A 23,153-nucleotide genomic window follows, 5' to 3' on the forward strand; every position below is an offset into this window, starting at 1 on the left:
GCGAATGAATTCGCTCCTACAGGAAATGTCATCCGCGCAGCTGCTTCAACTTGCGATACAGGGTCGCGCGGCTGATGCCGAGAGAATCGGCGGCGGCCGAGACATTGCCCTGGTGGCGGTCCAGCGCGCCACGGATCAGCTCCAGCTCGTTCTCGCGGATGCTGCCGGGCTGGCGGCAACTGGCGGTCAGTTCGTCCAGCAGGCTGTCGGTGAGGTGGTCGAGGCCGAGGACCTTCTCGCCCTCCTCGCGCATGGCCAGGGCCGAGCGCAGGACCATTTCCAGCTGGCGAATATTGCCTGGCCAGTCGTAACCGGCGAGCAGCTCGGTGAGGTCCTTGTCGAGGCTGACGTTGGTGGCGCCGAACTTGTGCAGCACGCCGCTGATCATTCCCGCCAGGTCGTCGCGCTCGCGCAGGGCCGGCAGGCGCAGGCTGACGCCGTTGATGCGGTAGTAGAGGTCTTCGCGGAAGTGTTTTTCCTGCACCAGGCGCTTGAGGTCGCGGTGGGTCGCGCAGATCACCGCGACGTCGATGTCCTGCTCTTCGCCGGCACCGAGCGGCGCCACCTTGCGCTCTTGCAGCACACGCAGAAGGCGCGCCTGCAGGCTCAGCGGCATGTCGCCGATCTCATCGAGGAACAGGGTGCCGCCATGGGCCTGCATCAGTCGGCCGACCATGCCGCCACGGCGCGAACCGGTGAAGGCGCCTTCACGGTAGCCAAAGAGCTCGGATTCGATCAGCCCCTCGGGGATGGCGGCGCAGTTCACCGCCACGAAGGGTTTGTCGGCGCGCGGGCCAGACTGGTGCAGCGCGCGGGCGACCACTTCCTTGCCGGTGCCGGTTTCACCCAGTAGCAGCACCGGCAGCTCGTTGGCCAGCCCCTGGCGGGCCATACGCAGGGCACGGGCGAAGCGGCTGTCGCGGCCAGCCAGTTCTTCGAGTATCTGGGCCTTCTGCGCGGACGGCGCCTTGGCTGTGGGTGCAGGACCACTCAGGTTGGTGTGGCGAGGCACCTGCAAGGCACGGAAGAAGAACTCGCCCTTGGCGGTCTGCACGCTGCTCACGCCACCCTGCAGCAGGCGCGCGATGAACTGCGGCGAGCGCTCGCCGATGAGGTCACTGGAACGACGCCCCACCAGGGATTCACGGCGTACCTGCAAGAGGTCGCAGGCACGTTCGTTGGCAGCCAGCACTTCGCCGTCGAGGCTCAGCGCCAACAGGCCGTGCCAGGCGCTGCCGAGGTACTGCGGACGGTTGTGGAAGGCCAGCACCAGATGGTCGGGGTAGCAGAGGCCGAACATCCGGCTCTCGATGTTGCCCGCCGCCAGCATCAGGGTGGAGAGGTTGTCCTGGGGCTGCGCCATGACACCTTCACGGGTCAGGTCGAGCACACCCACCACACGCCCCTGGGGATCGCGCAGGGGTACCGAGGTACAGGAAAACGGGCTGAGTCGATCGAGGTAATGCTCGCCGTAGTTGATCAGCGTCGGGCGCCCTTCGACCACCGCGGTGCCGATGGCGTTGGTGCCGCGCAAGGATTCGCTCCAGCAGCTGCCGGGCTTGAGGTCACGCAGGCCGAAAGTCTTGAGGAATTCGGTCTGGCCCTCGATGGCCAGGACGTTGGCCTGGGCGTCGCCGAGGATGATCAGCCCACCCTTGCCCTGTTGGCTGACCAGGTATTCCAGCTCCGGGGTGGCGGCGTCGATCAGCAGGCGGTTGCTGTCCAGCAGCAATTGCAGGTCGTGGCCCTGTTCCAGGCCCACCTGATCGCCTTCCAGACAATTGAGGCCATGGCCCAGGCTGCGCCGCCAGGAGGCGTCGATTTCGTCACGCAGCACGCCTTGGGGCAGTTCACCCTCGCTGGCCAGTTTCAGTCGAGCCTGCCGCGACTCGTGCAGTGGATCGGCAGCGGTTTTTATTCGAATGTCTTGCGCCATCTCTCGCTCCAGCGTGCGCCCCGGCATGGTCCGGCGGTCAGTCGCACGCCTTGAATGTCTACACCCCCGGCCCGCGTCCGTAAAGAGCGGCGCCACTCCCCTGCAAGGAGCAAGTATCAAGCCATTCCGGCGGTCGTCTGCCATTGCGGTGCGCAGTTGACAGTCAGGTTGGCACAGGTTTACGTTAACGTAAAGGTAAACACCACGAGCCCTGACAATGCCCACCACTTACAGCATCTCCGACCTGGCCCGCGAACTGGACGTCACCACCCGCGCCATCCGCTTCTATGAGGAGCAAGGCATGCTCAGCCCCGAGCGCCGAGGCCAGGAACGCATCTACAGCCCGAAGGACCTGGTGGCGCTGAAGCTCATCCTGCGCGGCAAGCGCATCGGTTTCTCCCTTGCCGAATGCAAGGAGCTGATCGACCTCTACGACCCCAGCAGCGGCAACCGCAAGCAGCTGCAAACCTTCATGGACAAGATCGCCGCGCGCCGCGCGCAACTTGAACAGCAACTGCTGGATATCCAGCAGATGCAGCTGGAACTGGATACGGCCGAGGAACGCTGCCTGGCGGCCATGGCTGAAACCGAACGCAAACAGGGCGTCAACGCCTGACCCCTCCCCCACTCACCGACAATGACAAGCACAGGTGTAACGATGAGCTATCCCACTCTCAACTTCGGTCTCGGCGAGACCATCGACATGCTGCGCGACTCCGTCTATCAGTTCGCTCAAGCCGAGTTGGCCCCGCGTGCCGCTCAGATCGACCGCGATAACGAGTTCCCCATGGACATGTGGCGCAAGTTCGGCGACATGGGCCTGCTGGGCATGACCGTGGAAGAGGAGTACGGCGGCACCAACATGGGCTACCTGGCTCACGTTGTAGCCATGGAAGAGATCAGCCGCGCGTCCGCCTCGGTCGGCCTGTCCTACGGTGCCCACTCCAACCTCTGCCTCAACCAGATCCGCAAGAACGGCACTCACGAGCAGAAACTCAAGTATCTGCCCAAGCTGTGCTCCGGCGAACACGTCGGCGCGCTGGCCATGAGCGAACCCAACGCCGGCTCGGACGTAGTGTCGATGAAGCTGCGCGCCGAAAAGAAAGGCGACCGCTATGTGCTCAACGGCAACAAGATGTGGATCACCAACGGCCCGGACGCCAGCACCTACGTGATCTACGCCAAGACCGACGTCAACGCTGGTTCTCGCGGTATGACCGCTTTCATCGTCGAGCGCGACTTCAAGGGCTTCTCCCGCCACCAGAAGCTGGACAAGCTGGGCATGCGCGGCTCCAACACCTGTGAGCTGGTGTTCGAAGACGTTGAGGTGCCGGAGGAAAACATCCTCGGCGCGGAAGGCCGTGGCGTGGCAGTGCTGATGAGCGGCCTGGACTACGAGCGTACCGTGCTCTCGGGCGGCCCGACCGGGATCATGACCGCCTGCATGGATGTGGTGCTGCCCTACGTGCACGAGCGCCAACAGTTCAAGCAGTCCATCGGCGAGTTCCAGCTGGTGCAGGGCAAGCTGGCCGACATGTACGCCGGCATGAACGCCTCCAAGTCCTACCTGTACAACGTGGCCAAGGCCTGCGACCGCGGCGAGGAATCGCGCAAGGACGCAGCCGCGGTGATCCTCTACACCGCAGAGATGGCCACCAAGATGGCCCTGGACACCATCCAGCTGCTCGGTGGCAATGGCTATACCAACGAGTACCCGGCTGGCCGCCTGCTGCGCGACGCCAAGCTCTACGAGATCGGCGCCGGCACCAGCGAAATCCGCCGCATGCTGATCGGCCGCGAGCTGTTCAACGAAACCCGCTGATCGCCACACCGCACTCCTGTAGGAGCCAGCTTGCTCGCGAACAAGGCTTCGCCAGCAAGCTGGCTCCTACAGGAAAGCGCCGGCACAGACACTCGACGGAGCGCGCCAGATGGCCATCCTGCACACCCAGATCAATACCCGTTCCCCGGAGTTCGCCCGCAACAGCGCGGCGATGCTCGAACAGGTCGGTGCCCTGCACACCCTGCTCGGCCGCATCCATGAAGGCGGCGGCGCCAAGGCCCAGGAACGCCATACCTCGCGCGGCAAACTGCTGCCCCGCGAGCGCATCAACCGCCTGCTGGACGCGGGCTCGCCCTTCCTGGAGATCGGCCAGCTGGCCGCCCATGAGGTCTATGGCGAAGACGTACCCGCCGCAGGCGTCGTGGCCGGCATCGGCCGCGTGGAAGGCGTGGAATGCATGATCGTGGCCAACGACGCCACGGTAAAAGGCGGCTCCTACTACCCGCTGACCGTGAAGAAACACCTGCGCGCCCAGACCATCGCCCAGCAGAACCGCCTGCCGTGCATCTACCTCGTGGACTCCGGCGGCGCCAACCTGCCGCGCCAGGAAGACGTGTTCCCCGACCGCGAACACTTCGGCCGCATCTTCTTCAACCAGGCCAACATGAGCGCCATGGGCATTCCGCAGATCGCGGTGGTCATGGGCTCCTGCACCGCCGGCGGCGCCTACGTGCCGGCGATGTCCGACGAAACCATCATGGTGCGCAACCAGGCCACCATCTTCCTGGCTGGTCCGCCGCTGGTGAAGGCCGCCACCGGTGAAGTGGTGACCGCCGAGGAACTGGGCGGCGCCGACGTGCACTGCAAAGTGTCCGGCGTGGCCGACCACTACGCCGAGAGCGACGAGCACGCCCTGGCGCTCGCCCGTCGCAGCATCGCCAACCTCAACTGGCGCAAGGCCGGCGAAGTGAACCTGCGCGCCCCGCTCGCCCCGCGTTACGCCAGTGACGAGCTGTACGGCGTGATCCCGGCTGACGCCAAGCAACCCTTCGACGTACGAGAAGTCATCGCCCGCCTCGTGGACGATTCCGAGTTCGATGAGTTCAAGGCGCTGTTCGGCACCACCCTGGTCTGCGGCTTCGCTCACCTGCACGGCTACCCCATCGCCATCCTCGCCAACAACGGCATTCTCTTCGCCGAGGCCGCGCAGAAAGGCGCGCACTTCATCGAGCTGGCCTGCCAGCGTGGCATCCCGCTGCTGTTCCTGCAGAACATCACCGGCTTCATGGTGGGCAAGAAGTACGAAGAAGGCGGCATCGCCAAGCACGGTGCCAAGCTGGTGACGGCAGTGGCCTGCGCCAAGGTGCCGAAGTTCACCGTGATCATCGGCGGCAGCTTCGGCGCCGGTAACTACGGCATGTGCGGCCGCGCCTATGACCCGCGCTTCCTGTGGATGTGGCCCAACGCGCGCATCGGCGTGATGGGCGCCGAGCAGGCCGCCGGTGTGCTCACCCAGGTCAAGCGCGAACAGAGCGAACGTGCCGGCCACAGCCTGAGCGCCGAGGACGAAGCGCGCATCAAGCAGCCGATCCTCGAGCAGTACGAGCGCCAGGCGCATTCGTACTACTCCAGCGCGCGGCTGTGGGACGACGGTGTGATCGATCCGGCGCAGACCCGCGACGTGCTCGGCCTGGCCCTCTCCGCCAGCCTCAACGCCCCGATCGAGCGGACCACCTTCGGCGTGTTCCGCATGTAACTCCTGCTTGCGAGCGGTGGAGCCGTCGTAGGAGCCAGCTTGCTGGCGAACCCGGGAACCACCGCTGATCGCGAGCAAGTTCGCTCCTACAGGAGAGCACGATGACCGACTTCACCACGCTGCAACTGGACTTCGCCGACAACGGCGTCGCCACCCTCTGGCTCAACCGCCCGGAGAAGAACAACGCCTTCAACGCCGGGATGATCCGCGAACTGATCCTCGCCCTGGACGCCATCAAGGACCAGGGCAAGGTGCGCTTCCTGATCCTGCGCGGCCGTGGCCGGCATTTCTCCGCCGGTGCGGACCTGGCCTGGATGCAGGAATCCGCCCAGCTCGACTACAACGCCAACCTCGACGATTCCCGCGAACTGGCCGAGCTGATGTACAACCTCTACCACCTCAAGGTGCCCACCCTGGCCGTGGTGCAAGGCGCCGCCTTTGGGGGCGCTCTGGGCCTGATCAGTTGCTGCGATATGGCCATCGGTGCGGTGGACGCGCAGTTCTCCCTGTCGGAAGTGCGTATCGGCCTTGCGCCGGCAGTGATCAGCCCCTTCGTGGTCCAGGCCATCGGTGAACGCGCTGCGCGCCGCTATGCCCTGACCGCCGAGCGCTTCAGCGGCGAACGTGCCCGCGAACTCGGCCTGCTCGCCGAGTGCTATCCGGCCGAGGAGCTGGATCAGGCGCTGGAGGCCTGGACCGCCAATCTGCTGCAGAACAGCCCGCAGGCCATGAGCGCCACCAAGGATCTGCTGCGCGAAGTCGGTAGTGGCGTTCTCAGCCCCAACCTGCGCCGCTACACCGAAAGCGCCATCGCCCGCATCCGTGTAAGCCCCGAAGGTCAGGAGGGCCTGCGCGCCTTCCTGGAAAAACGCAAACCGTCCTGGCAGGAGCAATAACAATGATCACCACCCTGCTGATCGCCAACCGCGGTGAGATTGCCTGCCGCGTCATGCGCACTGCCAAGGCGCTGGGTATCCGAACCGTCGCCGTGCACAGCGCCATCGACCGCAACGCCCGCCATGTGCGCGAAGCCGATATCGCCGTCGACCTGGGTGGCGCCAAGCCAGCGGAAAGCTACCTGCTGGTGGACAAGCTGATCGCCGCCGCCAAGGCCAGCGGCGCACAGGCCATCCACCCCGGCTACGGTTTCCTCTCGGAGAACGCCGGTTTCGCCCGCGCCATCGCTGATGCCGGGCTGATCTTCCTTGGCCCGCCGGCCACCGCCATCGACGCCATGGGCAGCAAGTCCGCCGCCAAAGCGCTGATGGAAGCCGCCGGCGTACCGCTGGTGCCCGGCTACCACGGCGAAGCCCAGGACCTGGAAACCTTCCGCACCGCCGCCGAACGCATCGGCTACCCGGTGCTGCTGAAAGCCGCCGCGGGTGGCGGCGGTAAGGGCATGAAGGTGGTCGAGCGTGAAAGCGAACTGGCCGAAGCGCTGGCCTCCGCCCAGCGTGAAGCCCAGTCCGCCTTTGGCGACTCGCGCATGTTGGTGGAGAAGTACGTCCTCAAGCCGCGCCACGTGGAAATCCAGGTGTTCGCCGACAGCCATGGCAACTGCCTGTACCTGAACGAGCGCGATTGCTCCATCCAGCGCCGTCACCAGAAAGTCGTGGAAGAAGCGCCCGCGCCCGGCCTCTCGCCGGAAATCCGCAAGGCCATGGGTGAGTCCGCCGTGCGCGCCGCCCAGGCCATCGGTTACGTGGGTGCGGGCACCGTGGAATTCCTGCTGGATGAACGCGGCGACTTCTTCTTCATGGAGATGAACACCCGCCTGCAAGTGGAGCACCCGGTTACCGAAGCCATCACCGGCCTGGACCTGGTGGCCTGGCAGATTCGCGTTGCTCGTGGTGAAGCGCTGCCCATCACCCAGGAACAGGTGCCACTGATCGGGCACGCCATCGAAGTGCGCCTCTATGCCGAAGACCCGGACCAGGACTTCCTGCCCGCCAGCGGCCGCCTCGCCCTCTACCGCGAAGCCAACGCCGGCCCAGGCCGTCGTGTGGACAGCGGTGTGGCCGAAGGCGACGAGGTATCGCCCTTCTACGACCCGATGCTGGCCAAGCTGATCGCCTGGGGCGAGAACCGCGAAGAAGCCCGTCAACGCCTGCTGGCGATGCTCGACGAAACCGCCGTGGGCGGCTTCAAGACCAACCTGGCCTTCCTGCGTCGCGTACTGGCCCATCCGGCCTTCGCCGAGGCGGAACTGGACACCGGCTTCATCGCCCGTCACCAGGAGCAGCTGCTTCCCGCCCCGACCGCCCTGCCCCCGGCCTTCTGGCAGGTGGCTGGCGAAGCCTTCCGCCAGGGCGAAGCCGAGCGCGTGCGCGGCGACGACCCGCACTCGCCCTGGAGCCGCAACAGCGGCTGGCGCGCTGGCCTGCCGAGCGAAACCGACCTGCACCTGGCCTGCGGTGACGAGCGCCAGGTGGTGCGCCTGCGCGGCACCGCCGCCAGCCCGATCCAGCTCAAGGGCGAACAGATCACCCTGGAGCAGGACAGCCTGCGCCGCCAGCACCTGGCGATCCGTCGCGGTGAAAACCTCTACCTGGAATGGAACGGCGAACTGCGCAGCGTCACCCGCGTCGACCCCATCGAGGAAGTGGAAGCCAGCCACGCCCATCACGGCGGGCTGACGGCGCCCATGAACGGCAGTATCGTGCGCGTCCTGGTGGAGGCCGGCCAGAAAGTCGAGGCCGGTACCGCCCTGGTGGTGCTCGAAGCCATGAAGATGGAACACAGCATCCGCGCGCCCCACGACGGCGTGGTCAAGGCGCTGTATTGCACCGAGGGCGAGCTGGTCAACGAAGGCACCGCGCTGGTGGAGCTGGAGGAGGCCTGACGCCTTGTCCGGCGCGCACGGCGCACCCTACCTGGGAGATCCCGGATGTAGGGTGCGCCGTGCGCACCAATGCATTTAGGTCGTAGGTTGGTGCCGGGCTTGCAAAGCCGGACACCCTGACTCGAGAGATGACGCAATGACTATTCCCAGCAAGGTTCGCCTGGTCGAAGTCGGCCCGCGCGATGGCCTGCAGAACGAGAAACACCCCATCAGCGTCGCCGATAAGGTGCGCCTGGTGGACGATCTCACCGCCGCCGGCCTCGGCTATGTCGAAGTCGGCAGTTTCGTATCGCCCAAGTGGGTGCCGCAGATGGCAGGTTCCGCCGAAGTCTTCGCGCAGATTCAGCGCAAGGCCGGCGTGACCTACGCGGCTCTGGCGCCGAACCTGAAAGGCTTCGAAGCCGCGGTGGAAGCTGGAGTGAAGGAAGTGGCGGTGTTCGCCGCCGCATCCGAGTCCTTCTCGCAGAAGAACATCAACTGCTCGATCGCCGAGAGCCTGGAACGTTTCCTGCCGGTGATGGAAGCGGCCAAGGCCAATGGCATCAGCGTGCGTGGCTACGTGTCCTGCGTGCTGGGCTGTCCCTATGACGGTGAGGTGCCCGCCGAGCAGGTGGCCGCCGTCGCCGCCGAGCTCTACGCCATGGGCTGCTACGAAGTTTCCCTGGGCGACACCATCGGCACCGGCACCGCTGGCGCAACCCGCCACCTGATCAACGTGGTGGGTACGCGCGTGCCGCGCGACAGGCTCGCCGGTCACTTCCACGACACCTTCGGCCAGGCCGTGGCGAACATTCATGCCAGCCTGTTGGAAGGCATCGCCGTGTTCGACAGCTCGGTCGCGGGGCTGGGCGGTTGCCCCTATGCCAAGGGCGCTACCGGCAACGTCGCCACCGAGGACGTGCTCTACCTGCTCAATGGCATGGGCATCGAGACCGGCATCGACATGGGCAGGCTGGTGGACGCCGGCCAACGCATCTGCGCAGTGCTCGGCAAGGAAAATGGCTCGCGGGTGGCGCGAGCCATTCTGGCGAAGAGGGGCTGATAGCGGTTCGCCCCTCCGCTACAGGGGCGAATTCATTCGCCAAGGAGTGCGTAGCGCTCCGGCTACGGTTTCAATCTGAAGGTCTTGTTGGGTGAAAGGCATGCCCCCTCACCCCAACCCTCTCCCTTAGGGAGAGGGGGCTGTCCGTGCGACCGTTCAGGATTGCGCGACGTGATCGGGTGAGGGATGCCTTCCCTCCTTACCCTCAGGGCATGACCGGCGGCACATACGTCAGCGTCGTACCCAGCGCCCACAGCAGCACCATCACCAGCGGGATGTGCACCAGCAATTGGACGAAGGAGAAGCCGATCAGATCGCGCGCCTTCAGGCCCAGAACGCCCAGCAGAGGCAGCATGTAGAACGGGTTGATCAGGTTCGGCAGCGCCTCGGCGGCGTTGTAGATCTGCACCGACCAGCCCAGGTGGTATTGCAGCTCATTGGCCACCTGCATCACATAGGGCGCCTCGATGATCCACTTGCCGCCACCGGATGGGATGAAGAAGCCCAGTACGGCCGAATACACCCCCATCAGCAGCGCATAGGTGTCGTGGTTGGCGATCTGCACGAAGAAGGTGGAGATGTGGTGTGCCAGGGTCTGACCGTCACTGCCGTTCACGGTAGTCATGATGGCGGCGATGGAGCCGTACAGCGGGAACTGGATCAGCACGCCGGTGGTGGTGGGCACAGCGCGGGCCACGGCATCCAGGAAGCTGCGCGGGCGCCAGTGCAGCAAAGCGCCAGCCATGATGAACAGCAGGTTGTAGGTGTTCAGGCCGGAGATGGCGGTGATCGCCGGCTTGCTGGCGAACTCCTGGGCCAGCCAGCCACCCGCCAGAGCCACCAGCAGGATGATCAGCAATGGGCTGTGTTCCAGCCATTCGCCCGGACGGGTCGGCTTGACCTGCGGCGGTGCGGTGAAGCTTGGGTCAATGCCGCAGGCCTTGGCGTCACGGGCGCTGGCGGCACTGGGTGCGGTCATGTAGGCAATGATCAGCGACACGACGACCAGCGCCAGCAGCATCACGCCCGACTGCCAGAGGAAGATGGTTTCGGTGAAGGGGATCACGCCAGTGATGGCGAGGATCGACGGCGGTAAGCTGGCCGGGTTGGCCTGCAGCTGCGCGGCCGAGGACGAAAGCCCCAGTGCCCACACGGCGCCCAGGCCCAGGTAGGCGGCGGCACCGGCGGCTCGGTAGTCCATCTTGAGCTCTTCACGGCGGGCCAGCGCGCGTACCAGCAGGCCTCCGAACACCAGGGAGAGGCCCCAGTTCAACAGTGACGCGACCATGGAGATCAGCGCCACCCAGCACACGGCAGAACGGCCGTTCTTCGGCACGCGTGCCAACAGGTCGATCAGGCGCGAGGCCGGGCCGGAGCTGGCGACCACGTAGCCACCAATGACCACGAAGGCCATTTGCATGGTGAAGGGAATCAGGCTCCAGAATCCGTCGCCGAAGGCCTTGGCGGCCTGGCTGGCCGGGGCACCCATGCCCAAGGCAGCGACGGTAACCAGCAGTACGGCAACTGCGGCGAAGACCCAGGAGTCGGGGAACCAGCGTTCCGCCCAGGCGGAGCAACGCATGGCAAAGCGTGCTGAGCGGCTTTCTTGAAGTTGTGTGGCCATCGGGTACCTCGGGAGTGTTGTTTTTATCGGCAATCGCCCAGCCGCAATTGCAGCCGGGCGCCGGGACAGTGGTCTTGGTCGAATCCGAGGGTCTTTGCCCTCTTTCTGTCTGAAACGACGACGCCACGCCCTATTGGGGCATGGCGAGGTCTGGTGCCCGTGACCGTTCGGCCTTGGGCTCGTGCGTGATGGCCTTGCGAGGACCAGGTGGGCCCGGTCCGTTGGAACTTTCTAGTTATAGGTGAAGCAGCCGTAGGTTGGTCCGAGCCTGCGAGGCCCAACGATTGGGCCCGCCTAACTCAGCGCCAACCTACGAGGGTGAAGCTACCGGAGGGTGGATCACGCTTCATCGATCCACCATCGGAGTCCGGACGTAGCGCCTAGGGTGGAAATCAAAAGCGATTTCCACCCTACATGACCCGCAGCGCGGGTCGAATGTGTTGCGGCTTAGCGCTCGATGGCCAGGGACACGCCCATGCCACCGCCGATGCAGAGGGTGGCAAGACCCTTCTTCGCGTCGCGCTTGATCATTTCGTGCAGCAGGCTCACCAGTACGCGGCAGCCGGAAGCGCCGATGGGGTGACCCAGGGCGATGGCGCCGCCGTTGACGTTGACCTTGGCCATGTCCCAACCCAGCTCCTTGCCGACCGACAGCGACTGCGCGGCGAAGGCTTCGTTGGCTTCGATCAGGTCCAGGTCAGCGAGGTTCCAGCCGGCCTTGTCCAGGCAACGACGGGTAGCGGTCACCGGGCCGATGCCCATGATGGCCGGGTCGACGCCGGAGTTGGCGTAGGCCTTGATCCGCGCCAGCACCGGCAGCCCCAGGGACTCGGCCTTGTTGGCGCTCATCAGCACCACAGCGGCAGCGCCATCGTTGAGGGTGGAGGCATTGCCGGCAGTGACGCTGCCGTCCTTCTTGAAGGCTGGCTTCAGCTTGGCCAGGGACTCGGCGGTGGTGCCGGCACGCGGGCCTTCGTCGGTGTCGAAGGCGACGGGGTCGCCCTTCTTCTGCGGAATCAGGATGGGGGTGATCTCATCCTTGAAACGCCCGGCCTCGATGGCGGCGGCGGCCTTCTGCTGGGAAGCGGCGGCGAAAGCGTCCTGCTGCTCGCGGGTCAGGCCGTACTTCTCCACCAGGTTTTCGGCGGTAACGCCCATGTGATAGCCGTTGAAGGCGTCGGTCAGGCCGTCATGGATCATGCTGTCCAGGGCCTTGGCGTGGCCCATGCGCATGCCGGTGCGGGCTGCCGGAAGGATGTAGGGCGCCAGACTCATGCTTTCCTGGCCGCCGGCGATGATCACTTCGGCATCACCGCAGCGAATCGCCTGGATGCCCAGGTGCAGGGCCTTGAGGCCAGAGCCGCAGAGCTTGTTCAGGCTCATGGCCGGTACTTCGACGGGCAGGCCGGCGAGGATGGCGGCCTGGCGCGCCGGGTTCTGGCCGGCACCGGCGGTGAGTACCTGGCCGAGGATCACTTCATCGACCTGCTCGCCTTTCAAACCGGTCTGGGCCAGCAGCTGACGGATTACGGCAGCACCCAGTTCATGGGCGGGAATGTTGGCCAGGGCACCCTGGAAGCTGCCAATGGCGGTACGGGTGGCGGCAACGATTACGACGTCTTGCATGGAGGACTCCATTTGATACGCAGGAGCGAGCTTGCTCGCGAATCGAAGCGATCTTCGCGAGCAAGCTCGCTCCTGCAAATACATTAAAAAAACCGCGCCGGAGGAGCGCCATGCGTGGTGGCCTCCTCCAGAGCGGCAGAGCAATCAGAACGTCATTTCGACCACGTCGTCCGGGACGATCAGGCGGCCGGCAGTTTTCTCGGCGATCTCGGCGATGCTCACACCCGGTGCGGTTTCACGCAGGATGAAAGCGCCATTCTCGATCTCCAGGTAAGCCAGGTCGGTCAGCACCTTGCGGATGCAGCCGGCGCCGGTCAGCGGCAGCGAGCAGCTCTCCAGCAGCTTGGACTCACCCTCCTTGGACGCATGGGTCATGGTGACGATGATGTTGTCGGCACCGGCCACCAGGTCCATGGCGCCGCCCATACCCTTGACCAGCTTGCCCGGGATCATCCAGGAGGCGATGTTGCCCTGCACGTCCACTTCGAACGCACCGAGCACGGTGAGGTCCACGTGACCGCCACGGATCATCGCGAAGGACTCGGCGGAGGAGAAGATAGAAGCACCCTTCACCGCGGTTACGGTCTGCTTGCCGGCGTTGATCATGTCGGCGTCGACTTCAGCGTCGGTAGGGAACGCGCCCATGCCCAGCAGGCCGTTCTCGGACTGCAGCATCACTTCCATGCCTTCGGGCACGTAGTTGGCGACCAGGGTCGGGATGCCGATCCCCAGGTTCACGTAGTAGCCGTCTTTCAGTTCGCGGGCCACGCGCTGGGCCATCTGTTCGCGGGTCAGTGCCATGTCGGTTTCCTCGAATTCTTTTTGTCGTGGTCAGGATCAGGAGCGAACGGTGCGCTTTTCGATGCGCTTCTCGAAGCTGCCCTGGATGATGCGATCGACATAGATGCCGGGAGTATGGATGTGTGCCGGATCCAGTTCGCCCGGCTCGACGATTTCTTCCACCTCGACCACGGTGATACGGCCGGCGGTGGCCGCCAGCGGGTTGAAGTTCTGCGCGGTGTGGCGATAGATCACGTTACCGAAGTGATCGGCCTTCCAGCCTTTGACGATGGCGAAGTCGCCGGTAATCGACGGCTCGAGGATGAACTTGCGACCGTTGAACTCACGCACTTCCTTGCCTTCGGCAACCGGGGTGCCGTAGCCGGTGGCGGTGAAGAAGGCCGGGATGCCGGCACCACCTGCGCGCATCTTCTCGGCGAGGGTGCCTTGGGGAGTCAGTTCGACTTCCAGTTCGCCGCTGAGCAGCTGCTTTTCGAACAGGGCGTTCTCGCCCACGTAGGAGGCAATCATCTTGCGAATCTGGCGGTCTTCGAGCAGTACGCCCAGGCCGAATCCATCGATACCGCAGTTGTTGGAAACCACGGTGAGGCCCTTGACGCCACGACGGCGGATCTCGGCGATCAGGTTCTCGGGAATGCCACAGATGCCGAAACCACCGGCCAGGACGGTCATGTTGTCGGTCAGCCCGTCCAGGGCTTCCTCGTAGCTGTAAACGCGCTTGTCGAGTCCACTCATGCTCATGTGCCTCTTGTCTTTATTGGTCGCGACGGAGTGCCGCCGGTGAGTGGGCCAGAGCTTCTCCTGACAAGACTGATTTGTTAAGTTTGTTTTTCCTAACGATTAATAAGCAAACCAAATCAATGACCATCAAACAGCTGCGTGCCTTCCTTGCCGTGGCGCAGAGCCTGAGCTTCGCTCAGGCCTGCGAGCGGCTACACCTGTCGCAGCCGGCCCTTAGCCTGGCGATCAAGAACCTGGAGGATTCCCTAGGCGGCCAGTTACTGGTGCGTACCACCCGTAGCGTGGCCCTGACCCCCGAAGGCGAAACCCTGCTGCCCATCGCCCGGCGCCTGTTGGCGGATTGGGACAACGCCGAGGAACTGCTGCGTCAGCACTTCACCCTGCAACTGGGCAAGGTCTCTATCGCCGCGATGCCTTCGTTCGCCGGCAACCTGCTGCCGGCCGCACTGAAGGCCTTCCGCGACCAGCATCCCAAGGTCAACGTGGCAGTCCACGACGTGATCAACGAGCAAGTACTGGAAATGGTGCGCAACCGTCGGGTGGAAATGGGCATCGCCTTCGAACCGGATTCCCTCGACGGCCTCGACTTCACGCCCTTCTACACCGACCGCTTCGTCGCCGTGGTGCCGGGAGACTGCGAGCTGGCCCAGCGCGCCGACATCGGCTGGGCGGAACTGCTGCAAGGCAACTTCATCACCCTGCAGCGCCCGTCAGCGGTGCGGCTGATGCTGGAGGAGGTGCTCGCCCCGCAGTACGGACGTCTGCCGGTGGCCTTCGAGAGCCATCAGTTGGTGACAGTGGGCCGGATGGTCGCCCAAGGTCTGGGCGTGAGCGCCGTGCCCAGCCTGTGCATTCGGCAGATGGAAGAACTGGGCGCCCGTTGCATTGCCCTGCACAGTCCGCAGGTCGAGCGCCGGGTAGGGCTGCTGCGCTTGGCCGAGCACAAGCTCTCCACCGCAGCCCAGGCACTCAGCGACGTGCTGCTGCACGCGCCCGACTGGAGCCGCCTCGACCTGACCCGCCCCTGAGCCAGGGCCTATGCTGAATAGCAACCGGTCGACCCTGATCACTCGATGAGGATGCGCAGATGGATCAGCCACTGTGGACCCCAAGCCCGGTGCGGATCGCCGCTACGCGCATGGACGCCTTCCGCCGCAAGGTGTGCCAGCGCCACGGCCTGGACCTGCCCGACTACCCTGCCCTGCACGCGTGGAGCCTGGACCGCCGCGAAGCCTTCTGGCAGGCACTGATGGAGTTCTTCGACATCCGATTCTCCACGCCACCCGACACGGTGCTGGAGGAAGGCCCAGCCATGCCCAGTGCCCGCTGGTTCCCCGGCGCGACTCTGAACTTCGCCGAGCACCTGCTGCGACGCCGCGACAACCACCCTGCCCTGGTGGCCATTGGCGAGGACGGCAGCCGCGTGCAACTGACCTACAACGAACTGGTCGCACACGTCGCGGGCCTGCAGCAGAGCCTGAAGGCCATGGGCGTGGGAGTCGGTGACAGGGTCGCAGTCTTCATGCCCAATACCTGGCAGGCCGTGGTGGGCATGCTCGCCGCCACCAGCCTGGGTGCTACCTGGTCCTCTTGTTCGCCGGACTTCGGCACCCATGGTGTGATCGACCGCTTCGGCCAGATCGAGCCGAAGGTGCTGATCGCCGCCGCCGGGTACCGCTATGCGGGCAAGAACCTGGACCTGACCGACAAGCTGAATGAAGTCCTCGAGCGCATGCCCTGGCTGGAGCAGTTGGTGGTGGTGCCCTATTCCCGAGCCGAGACCCGCCCGACGGACTTCACCACACGCGCACGAGTCGCCCTGTGGAACGACTTCTACCAGCCCGGTGGCGAGCCCGCGTTCACCCCCGTCCCCTTCGACCAGCCGCTGTACATCCTCTATTCCAGCGGCACTACCGGGGTACCCAAGTGCATCGTCCACGGTGTCGGCGGCACCCTGCTGCAGCACGTCAAGGAGCACGGCCTGCATTGCGATCTGACGACATCGGACACCCTGTTCTACTTCACCACCTGCGGTTGGATGATGTGGAACTGGCTGGTGTCGGGCCTCGCCCTGGGCGCCACTCTGGTGCTCTATGACGGCTCGCCGTTCCACCCCGCGCCGGAACGCCTGATGGACCTGATCGATGCCGAGGGCATCAGCATCTTCGGCGCCAGCGCCAAGTACCTGGCCGCGCTGGAGAAAGCCGGTGTCAAGCCGCGCCAGAGCCACCGCCTGGAACGGCTCAAGGCGTTGCTCTCCACCGGATCGCCGCTGTCCCACGAGAGCTTCGAGTACGTCTACCGCGACATCAAGGGCGAGCTCTGCCTGTCCTCCATTTCTGGCGGAACGGACATCGTGTCCTGCTTCGCCCTGGGCAATCCGGTACTGCCGGTATGGCGCGGCGAACTGCAATGCAAGGGCCTGGGGATGGACGTGCAGGTGTGGAACGAAGATGGCAGGCGTGTGTTCGGCGAGAAAGGCGAACTGGTCTGTGCGCGGCACTTCCCGTCGATGCCGGTGGGTTTCTGGAACGACGTGGACGGCGCGAAGTTCAAGGCCGCCTACTTCGACACCTTCCCCGGCGTCTGGGCGCATGGCGACTATGCCGAGGAAACCCCGCGCGGTGGCCTGGTGATCCACGGGCGCTCCGACGCGGTGCTCAACCCTGGCGGCGTGCGCATCGGCACCGCGGAGATCTATCGCCAGGTGGAGAAAATAGAGGACGTGCTGGAGTCCATCGCCATTGGACAGGACTGGGAAAATGACGTGCGCGTGGTGCTCTTCGTGCGCCTGCGTGACGGCGTGCCGCTGGACGATGCCCTGCGCGAACGCATCCGCCAGGTGATCCGCGCCAACACCAGCCCGCGCCATGTGCCGGCAAAGATCATCGCCGTGGCCGACATCCCCCGCACCCTGAGCGGCAAGATCGTGGAACTGGCGGTACGCAACGTGGTGCATGGCCGACCGGTGAAGAACACCGATGCCCTGGCCAATCCGCAGGCGCTGGAGTTGTACCGTGACCTGCCGGAGCTCCGAATCTGAAGGCCGAACACCCGTAGGGGCGAATTCATTCGCCACCCGGGCCGAAGGTCCAGCCTCTGGCCCTGGGAGCAGTTGCTCCGCCCTTGGCGATTGAAATCGGCCCTACAGAAGCATTCATCGCGCCTACAGGTAGGGCCGAATCACACCCAGGGCCCGCTCCATGTACGCCTCCTTCTCGCCCACCGGCGCCACATAGTGCAGCGCCGTGGCGCAGGCATCCTCGCCCGCCAGCTTGGCGATCACCCAGGCCGCCAGATAGGGCGCGGACAGGCAGCCGCCGGCGGTGGCCAGGTTGCCACTGGCGAAGAACGGCTGGTCGAGTACCTGCACACCGGCGTCGATCACCCAGGGCTTGGCGGTGAGGTCGGTGCAGGCCGGCAGGCCGCCCAGCAGACCGAGCCTGGCCATCAGCAGGGCTCCGGAGCATTGCGAGCCGATCAGTTGACGCTGCGGGTCCAGCTGCAGGCGGTCGAGGATGCTGCGGTCCTTGGCGATGTCGCGCGTCAGGATGCCGCTACCGAACAGCACCACATCGGCACTGTTGGCGAACTCCAGCGGCTGCTGGGCCTGAACCCGCACGCCGTTCATCGAAGTGACCCACTCGCTGGGGGACGTAATTTCCGCCTTCCAGCCCTCCCCGCGCATGCGGTTGAGCAGGCCAGCGGCAACAAAGGAGTCCAGTTCGTTGAAACCTTCGAACGTCAGAACGGCGATACGCATCACGGCCTCCCGGATTGGTTTGGTGCGTGGGGCGAATCTATGCGCGTCGGGGCGCAGTCGCTATGTACAGACGCAATTAAATTTGGCCGTACAGGCTGGGCGCTATTGGGCTGGAATCGGTCGTGATTCTGCCTGTGGGGGCGATTTCAATCGCCATGTCTGCGTTAGCTGTTGCCAGGAGCCTTGTAGGAGCTAGCTTGCTAGCGAAAAGGGGCCATTCGTTGGCAAGCCAGCTCCTACGGACAATGCAGCTACTTGCAACACTTAAGCTGCCCCAGGGTGTCCATGGCCGAACCTTCTAACGAGGCGCTGGCTCCTCCGGCCCATCCTCCTCCAGGTCTTCCAGCTTCAGCTCCAGCCCCCAGCTGGCGGCATCCTGGGTGGCGCTCGGAGCAGCAACTGGCGCCGGGGCGGGGGCTGTCGGTGCTGGGGCTGCAGCAGGACCATCGCGATAGAGCTTGAGCTTCAGGCGCAGGTTGTTCGCCGAATCGGCGTTCTTGATCGCTTCGTCTTCGGGAATGGCGCCCTCCACTACCAGGTCGAACAGCGCCTGGTCGAAGGTCTGCATGCCCAGGCCACGGGACTTCTCCATGATCTCCTTGATGGAGTGGAATTCGCCGCGCTTGATGAGGTCGCTGATGGTGGAGGTACCCAGTAACACTTCCACCGCCGCGCGGCGCTTGCCGTCCTGTGTGCGCACCAGGCGCTGGGAAACGAAAGCCTTGAGGTTGTTGCCCAGGTCGTTGAGCAACTGCGGGCGACGTTCTTCGGGGAAGAAGTTGATGATGCGGTCCAGCGCCTGGTTGGCGTTGTTGGCATGCAGCGTGGAGATCGCAAGGTGACCGGTATCGGCGAAGGCCAGCGCATGCTCCATGGTCTCGCGGTCACGGATCTCGCCGATCAGAATCACGTCCGGCGCCTGGCGCAGTGTGTTCTTCAGCGCGGCGTGGAAGCTGCGGGTGTCCACCCCCACCTCGCGCTGGTTGATGATGGATTTCTTGTGCCGGTGCACGTATTCCACCGGGTCTTCGATGGTGATGATGTGGCCGCCGGTGTTGCGGTTGCGGTAGTCGATCAGCGCCGCCAGGGAGGTGGACTTGCCGGAGCCAGTGCCACCGACGAAGAGCACCAGGCCGCGCTTCTCCATCACCATCTTGAGCAGCACTTCGGGCAGCTTGAGGTCTTCGAAGCGCGGGATATCCAGCTTGATGTTCCGCGCGACGATGGATACCTCGTTGCGCTGGCGGAAGATATTGATCCGGAAGCGGCCGATGTTCGGCAGCGAGATGGCCAGGTTCATCTCCAGTTCGCGGTCGAACTCGGCCCGTTGCTCGGGGTCCATGATCGATTCGGCGATCCTGGCCACGTCACCGGCCTTCAGGGGCTCATTGCTGAGCGGCCGCAACAGGCCGTTGAACTTGGCACAGGGCGGCGCGCCCGTGGACAGGTAGAGGTCGGAACCATCCTGGCTGGCCAGGATTTTCAGCATCGCGGAGAGGTCCATGGGGGTGCTCGTCCAATCAGGTGTGAAGGCATCCGCGTCGCGGATCACAGGACAGCAACTGTATGGCGACCGCCCGTGCTGGCACAATGAACCGTTCCACAGTCCAAGAGGAATTCCCATGGCCAAGGCCCTTGCCCGCCATATTCTGGTCAAGACCGAGGCGGAAGCCGAACAGCTGAAGAAACGCCTGGATAAAGGCGAAGACTTCGCCACCCTGGCCAAGAAGCACTCCATCTGCCCTTCCGCCAAGCGCGGCGGCGACCTGGGCGAGGTACGCCCCGGCCAGATGGTGCGAGTGATCGATCAGGTGATCTTCAAGAAACCCGTGCGCGTCATCCACGGCCCGGTGAAGAGCCAGTTCGGCTATCACCTGGTGCAGGTTTTCTTCAGGGAGTGAGGGAATGCGGGGAGATGGGCACCGTCCGTGGCGCAGTGCCCATCCTAGGGATTGGATATGACGCTCTGGTTACTGGCTCATTTAAGGGTTTCGCTGGCACAGGAACGCGAGATATCGGTCAGGACCGTCAGCTCTTCATTGGTAGGTTTGCGCCCTTCGGTCACCCCCACCAGCTGCTGGGTGGTGAATGCCTCCTGCATCATGCTGTTGGAGCACTTGCAGTAGGCTACCGCCTTGTCCTGCGGGACCTGACGGGCCGCGCTGACAACGCACTCCTGGGTGAACTTCTCGCCGCCACCTTGCGGCCACTCCCCCGCCACTGCCGCCAGGGCGACGGTTTGCAAGGCGAGAGCGCCAAACAACAGAGTCTTTTTCACATGCCATCTCCTGCTGGTCCTGAAGGCACATTCTTGCCGCAACGAACGCCTTGCAAGCAATAGCTGAAAACGACAGCACACCCGTATCACCCTTCCATGCCCTCACTCTTTTCCGGGTTCGGCAACCAATGCGGTGCCTCCACCCGCTCCTGCAAGCGGACCGCGAACGCCAGCGCCGAAGCCCGGTCGCGGAACGGCACTTTCATGCCAAGGGCCTCCACCAGCCACTCGAGCCTGTCGCCCCGAATGACCTGCTGGATCGAGATTTCCATGGATGCTCCGGTTGATCCAAACCACGGCCGCGAGGCGGGAGAAAAAGCCCAGCTGTTCGTGCTGGGCTGCACCATTGACGGTGGGTCGATGCACTGACGCATCGAGAAGTGCCGTGGAAGCCGCTCCAGGCTAGCGGCAGCGGATGACTGTTTTACGACAGCCGCAGATTGGCGCTGGCCAGCGAAGCCCGACGTATCGGCGTCAGGCTAACGACCCCGTTGGTCGAGCTGGATCGACAATCGATCCCCGTGATGGCAGCGGAAACGCTACAATCGCGCCTTTTTTGCGCTACGTGCGCCCTAAGCTCAGGATTCCACCGTGATCTCCACCGCAAATATCACCATGCGGTATGGAAGGGGTTTTCTCGGTTGCCTGAGAGTAGATAAATCAAGGGTTTAGCGCACGCGAGCACCCACCAAAACGCACCGATTGGTATCAAAATTGGTATCACTCGGTGCGCCCCTTCTCGCCCGTTCTGGGCACATCCCCTACCCCTTCAGCCGGTGCAGCCCTTCGCTGTGCCAGCCCTGCCGCTTCATCCTTTTCCCCACGTGATTCTTGAACTGCTCCGGCGACAGTTCTGCCTTCCGGGCGTGCCGCCCGTGGTTGCAGCACCAGCAGGCAGCCACAATGTTTCCGTGTCCCACTCCACCGCCATCCTTGTGCGCCACCAGGTGCTCACCGGTGCAGCGCAATGCCTGCACCTGACCCATGGTCAGCCCATGCCGGGCGGCGAACTGTTCGGGATTGGACTGCCACATGGGCAGGTGGCAGTAATAGCAGCGACCACGCTGGGCCTTGAAGGCCTGGGCGCGGGGTGTCGCGAGGGATTTTCGGGCAGACATGGCCGACTCCTTCTATTGAGGAATCCGCATGCCCGATGGACAGAGACGGTACCGGCCGGGGAACCCTGGCCGGTGGAGTGCCACGGCGAACGCCGCGCCAGCACAAGGTAGCCGAGGGCAGGCAGACCTTCAAGGCTTTACCAGGCCACCTCGGCAGTCCTGACTTCAGCCACCCAGTTGATGAAGGTGCTGGCCGCGCCGGTCACGGTAATGGCCAGGCAGCCCGTCGTGGTGTCAGCCGTAAGCGCGACCGCCCAGGCCGCAGCGCCGCCGTCCTGCCCCAGCAACGTGACCGTGGGCGTCCCCACCAACGCCGCAGTGCCGGCGGAGCCATCGCGCTTGATCGCACCCTTGATCTCCCACATGGATGTCACGCTGCCCGAGTTGGCCCGCGCCGAGATCAGCCCGCTGAACGCGTAAGCACTGTTGTTCGGCGGCGTGATCTGGAACTGCGCTGTGGTGCTCGATCCATCCGCACTGAGTCGCGCCGGCGTGGCGTTAGAGGTCTGCCGGCGCAGCACATATTCCGCGCGCTGAGCATCACCACGACTGGAGAACATCCCGGCTGCGTAGGCGGCCGCGCCGCGAATGGCCCGGGTGGACGCATCGATGCCGGCGGCCATGGAGCCTGCGCCATCGGCCAGGCTGTTATGGCCCCCGGGCACGCAGGCATGCACGCCGCTGGCGGTGTTCTGCTGGCCGCCGAGTACCGCAGAATAGTTGCTGGAGGCGGTGTTCTGGTAGCCGCCGACCACTACCGTATTCAGCGCACTGGACGTGTTGTACGCGCCGCCGCCAATAAAGGAATCGGCACCCGAGGCCACCTGAGTCGCATCGAAGCGGCTGCGCTGGAAGTCGACCGCGCGGTCACCGCGCTTGTTGCCGCCCGAAGCCGCATTGTTCGGCACGGACGCCAGCAGGGCACCCGTGCCCTTCGGCACAATGGCCAAGTCGCCATTGGTTTCCGTGATGGTCACGGAGAGGGAGACGACCGGCACGTCGCGTTCGGCGCGGCGGTGACCTTCGACTCGGTCAGGTTGGTGAGACCCCGCCGCCGCTGGCCCCGTTGTCGAACTCGAGCAGCAGGGCATCGCCGTCGTGAAGGCGCCACCGTCGCGATCAGGGTTACCCCCAGCTTCACGTAGCCCGTTGCGGCGGTGATCGAGGTGAACTTCCACAGCTGCCAGGTATTCGCATCGGCCGCCTTCTGGATGAGCAGGAAGCCGTTCGGTGACAGCTGGCCCCAAGCGTGGTCATGCTCACCGCATCGGCGGTCAGGTCGTCGATGAACAGTTGCGTGGCGCTGGCCTGGGTGGCGTGATTCCACTTCATCAGCCCGGCGCCGGGTCGCTGTCGGCGGTGCTGCCGGTCTCGCAGGTGTATTGCAGGGCAGGTGCCACGCCGCCCGCCCCGCCGCCGGAAATGGTGACGGTGGCCACGCCACCGACATCGGTCACGGAGACGCCGGCGCCGACGAAGTTGATGCGTCGGTGACGCGACGACCGTCGAGCCTTCATCCTGAACCGGCGTGGCGCCCGCACCGGCCACCAGTTCCCAGTTGGTCCCGTCGAAACCGTACTGCTTGGGCAAGCCGTTGGTGTCCAGTTCATCGCTGACCCGCATTGTCCAGCCGGTGCGCGGCACAATGAACTGCCAGACCCCGGCCGAGGTACGCCAGAACGCCAGCTGGGTGGCCTTGCCGTTCCATACGCCGGTCGGACTCCCGGCGACGATGTAGGCGTCGCCATCGGCCGGACTGCCCGCGGGTGGCCAGGTCCTTGTCCTTGACCGTGCGGTCCAGCAACTGGTCGATGATCGACCAGTCGCCATTGACCACCAGGTG

General features: G+C 64.7%; 21 protein-coding genes and 1 pseudogene. 9 read left to right on the forward strand and 13 right to left on the reverse strand.

Annotated elements, in window-relative coordinates; genetic code table 11:
- Positions 1 to 28: 28 nt before the first annotated feature.
- On the reverse strand, positions 29 to 1,936 hold the full coding sequence (locus SA496_RS14000; protein ID WP_330115593.1) for a sigma-54-dependent Fis family transcriptional regulator: 1,908 nt from the start codon (positions 1,934 to 1,936) through the stop codon (positions 29 to 31).
- A 217-nt stretch (positions 1,937 to 2,153) separates the two neighbouring features.
- Here SA496_RS14000 and SA496_RS14005 point away from each other — a divergent pair, with 217 nt between their 5' ends.
- The 6 genes from SA496_RS14005 to SA496_RS14030 all read left to right on the forward strand — a co-directional run bounded on the left by SA496_RS14005 (position 2,154) and on the right by SA496_RS14030 (position 9,359).
- On the forward strand, positions 2,154 to 2,552 hold the full coding sequence (locus tag SA496_RS14005; protein ID WP_028630063.1) for a MerR family transcriptional regulator: 399 nt from the start codon (positions 2,154 to 2,156) through the stop codon (positions 2,550 to 2,552).
- Positions 2,553 to 2,594: 42 nt separating this feature from the next.
- Positions 2,595 to 3,758, forward strand: coding sequence for an isovaleryl-CoA dehydrogenase (locus SA496_RS14010; protein WP_153920692.1), 1,164 nt, complete (start codon positions 2,595 to 2,597; stop codon positions 3,756 to 3,758).
- A gap of 109 nt (positions 3,759 to 3,867) precedes the next feature.
- A complete protein-coding gene (locus SA496_RS14015; RefSeq protein ID WP_153920695.1) occupies positions 3,868 to 5,475 on the forward strand; it encodes a carboxyl transferase domain-containing protein in 1,608 nt (535 codons plus the stop codon).
- A 101-nt stretch (positions 5,476 to 5,576) separates the two neighbouring features.
- Complete coding sequence (locus SA496_RS14020; protein ID WP_120650561.1) at positions 5,577 to 6,371, forward strand: gamma-carboxygeranoyl-CoA hydratase; 795 nt, start codon at positions 5,577 to 5,579, stop codon at positions 6,369 to 6,371.
- Positions 6,372 to 6,373: 2 nt separating this feature from the next.
- On the forward strand, positions 6,374 to 8,317 hold the full coding sequence (locus SA496_RS14025) for an acetyl/propionyl/methylcrotonyl-CoA carboxylase subunit alpha (protein WP_330115594.1): 1,944 nt from the start codon (positions 6,374 to 6,376) through the stop codon (positions 8,315 to 8,317).
- Between the two features lie 136 nt (positions 8,318 to 8,453).
- On the forward strand, positions 8,454 to 9,359 hold the full coding sequence (locus SA496_RS14030) for a hydroxymethylglutaryl-CoA lyase (protein WP_120650557.1): 906 nt from the start codon (positions 8,454 to 8,456) through the stop codon (positions 9,357 to 9,359).
- Between the two features lie 205 nt (positions 9,360 to 9,564).
- On the opposite strand, the gene SA496_RS14035 is transcribed toward SA496_RS14030, so the two are convergent.
- The 4 genes from SA496_RS14035 to SA496_RS14050 all read right to left on the reverse strand — a co-directional run bounded on the left by SA496_RS14035 (position 9,565) and on the right by SA496_RS14050 (position 14,145).
- Positions 9,565 to 10,983 (reverse strand): short-chain fatty acid transporter, encoded by a 1,419-nt coding sequence (locus SA496_RS14035; protein WP_120650556.1) that lies wholly within the window; start codon positions 10,981 to 10,983, stop codon positions 9,565 to 9,567.
- A 447-nt stretch (positions 10,984 to 11,430) separates the two neighbouring features.
- A complete protein-coding gene (locus SA496_RS14040; RefSeq protein ID WP_120650554.1) occupies positions 11,431 to 12,609 on the reverse strand; it encodes an acetyl-CoA C-acetyltransferase in 1,179 nt (392 codons plus the stop codon).
- Between the two features lie 144 nt (positions 12,610 to 12,753).
- A complete protein-coding gene (locus SA496_RS14045) occupies positions 12,754 to 13,410 on the reverse strand; it encodes a CoA transferase subunit B (protein WP_120650552.1) in 657 nt (218 codons plus the stop codon).
- A 36-nt stretch (positions 13,411 to 13,446) separates the two neighbouring features.
- On the reverse strand, positions 13,447 to 14,145 hold the full coding sequence (locus tag SA496_RS14050; protein ID WP_120655174.1) for a CoA transferase subunit A: 699 nt from the start codon (positions 14,143 to 14,145) through the stop codon (positions 13,447 to 13,449).
- A gap of 125 nt (positions 14,146 to 14,270) precedes the next feature.
- Between SA496_RS14050 and SA496_RS14055 the strand changes: the two genes are divergently transcribed.
- Complete coding sequence (locus SA496_RS14055; protein WP_120650550.1) at positions 14,271 to 15,179, forward strand: LysR family transcriptional regulator; 909 nt, start codon at positions 14,271 to 14,273, stop codon at positions 15,177 to 15,179.
- Between the two features lie 59 nt (positions 15,180 to 15,238).
- The gene (locus SA496_RS14060; protein WP_120650549.1) at positions 15,239 to 17,194 is read left to right on the forward strand and encodes an acetoacetate--CoA ligase; all 1,956 of its coding nucleotides are present in this window, start codon (positions 15,239 to 15,241) and stop codon (positions 17,192 to 17,194) included.
- Between the two features lie 123 nt (positions 17,195 to 17,317).
- On the opposite strand, the gene SA496_RS14065 is transcribed toward SA496_RS14060, so the two are convergent.
- Both SA496_RS14065 and SA496_RS14070 read right to left on the reverse strand, forming a co-directional pair.
- The gene (locus SA496_RS14065; protein WP_330115595.1) at positions 17,318 to 17,914 is read right to left on the reverse strand and encodes a DJ-1/PfpI family protein; all 597 of its coding nucleotides are present in this window, start codon (positions 17,912 to 17,914) and stop codon (positions 17,318 to 17,320) included.
- Between the two features lie 298 nt (positions 17,915 to 18,212).
- Entirely contained in the window at positions 18,213 to 19,418 is a 1,206-nt protein-coding gene (locus SA496_RS14070) for a PilT/PilU family type 4a pilus ATPase (protein WP_178123535.1), read from the reverse strand.
- Between the two features lie 118 nt (positions 19,419 to 19,536).
- Between SA496_RS14070 and SA496_RS14075 the strand changes: the two genes are divergently transcribed.
- Positions 19,537 to 19,815: a peptidylprolyl isomerase gene (locus SA496_RS14075; RefSeq protein ID WP_028627186.1), complete on the forward strand. Its 279-nt coding sequence runs from the start codon at positions 19,537 to 19,539 to the stop codon at positions 19,813 to 19,815.
- A gap of 77 nt (positions 19,816 to 19,892) precedes the next feature.
- Here the strand turns inward: SA496_RS14075 and SA496_RS14080 are convergent, their stop codons facing one another.
- The 6 genes and pseudogenes from SA496_RS14080 to SA496_RS29240 all read right to left on the reverse strand — a co-directional run.
- Entirely contained in the window at positions 19,893 to 20,192 is a 300-nt protein-coding gene (locus tag SA496_RS14080) for a hypothetical protein (RefSeq protein WP_120650545.1), read from the reverse strand.
- A gap of 86 nt (positions 20,193 to 20,278) precedes the next feature.
- Positions 20,279 to 20,464, reverse strand: a complete 186-nt coding sequence (locus SA496_RS14085; RefSeq protein WP_120650543.1) for a hypothetical protein — start codon at positions 20,462 to 20,464, stop codon at positions 20,279 to 20,281.
- 489 nt (positions 20,465 to 20,953) lie between these two features.
- Entirely contained in the window at positions 20,954 to 21,310 is a 357-nt protein-coding gene (locus tag SA496_RS14090; protein ID WP_330115596.1) for a restriction endonuclease, read from the reverse strand.
- A gap of 137 nt (positions 21,311 to 21,447) precedes the next feature.
- Complete coding sequence (locus tag SA496_RS14095) at positions 21,448 to 22,401, reverse strand: hypothetical protein (protein WP_330115597.1); 954 nt, start codon at positions 22,399 to 22,401, stop codon at positions 21,448 to 21,450.
- A gap of 240 nt (positions 22,402 to 22,641) precedes the next feature.
- Complete coding sequence (locus SA496_RS14100; RefSeq protein ID WP_330115598.1) at positions 22,642 to 22,827, reverse strand: hypothetical protein; 186 nt, start codon at positions 22,825 to 22,827, stop codon at positions 22,642 to 22,644.
- 94 nt (positions 22,828 to 22,921) lie between these two features.
- Positions 22,922 to 23,140 (reverse strand): annotated as a pseudogene (locus SA496_RS29240) (DUF2793 domain-containing protein); the annotation flags it as partial.
- Positions 23,141 to 23,153 lie beyond the last annotated feature (13 nt).

It is taken from the genome of Pseudomonas sp. JS3066 (assembly GCF_036328175.1).
GTDB lineage: Bacteria > Pseudomonadota > Gammaproteobacteria > Pseudomonadales > Pseudomonadaceae > Metapseudomonas.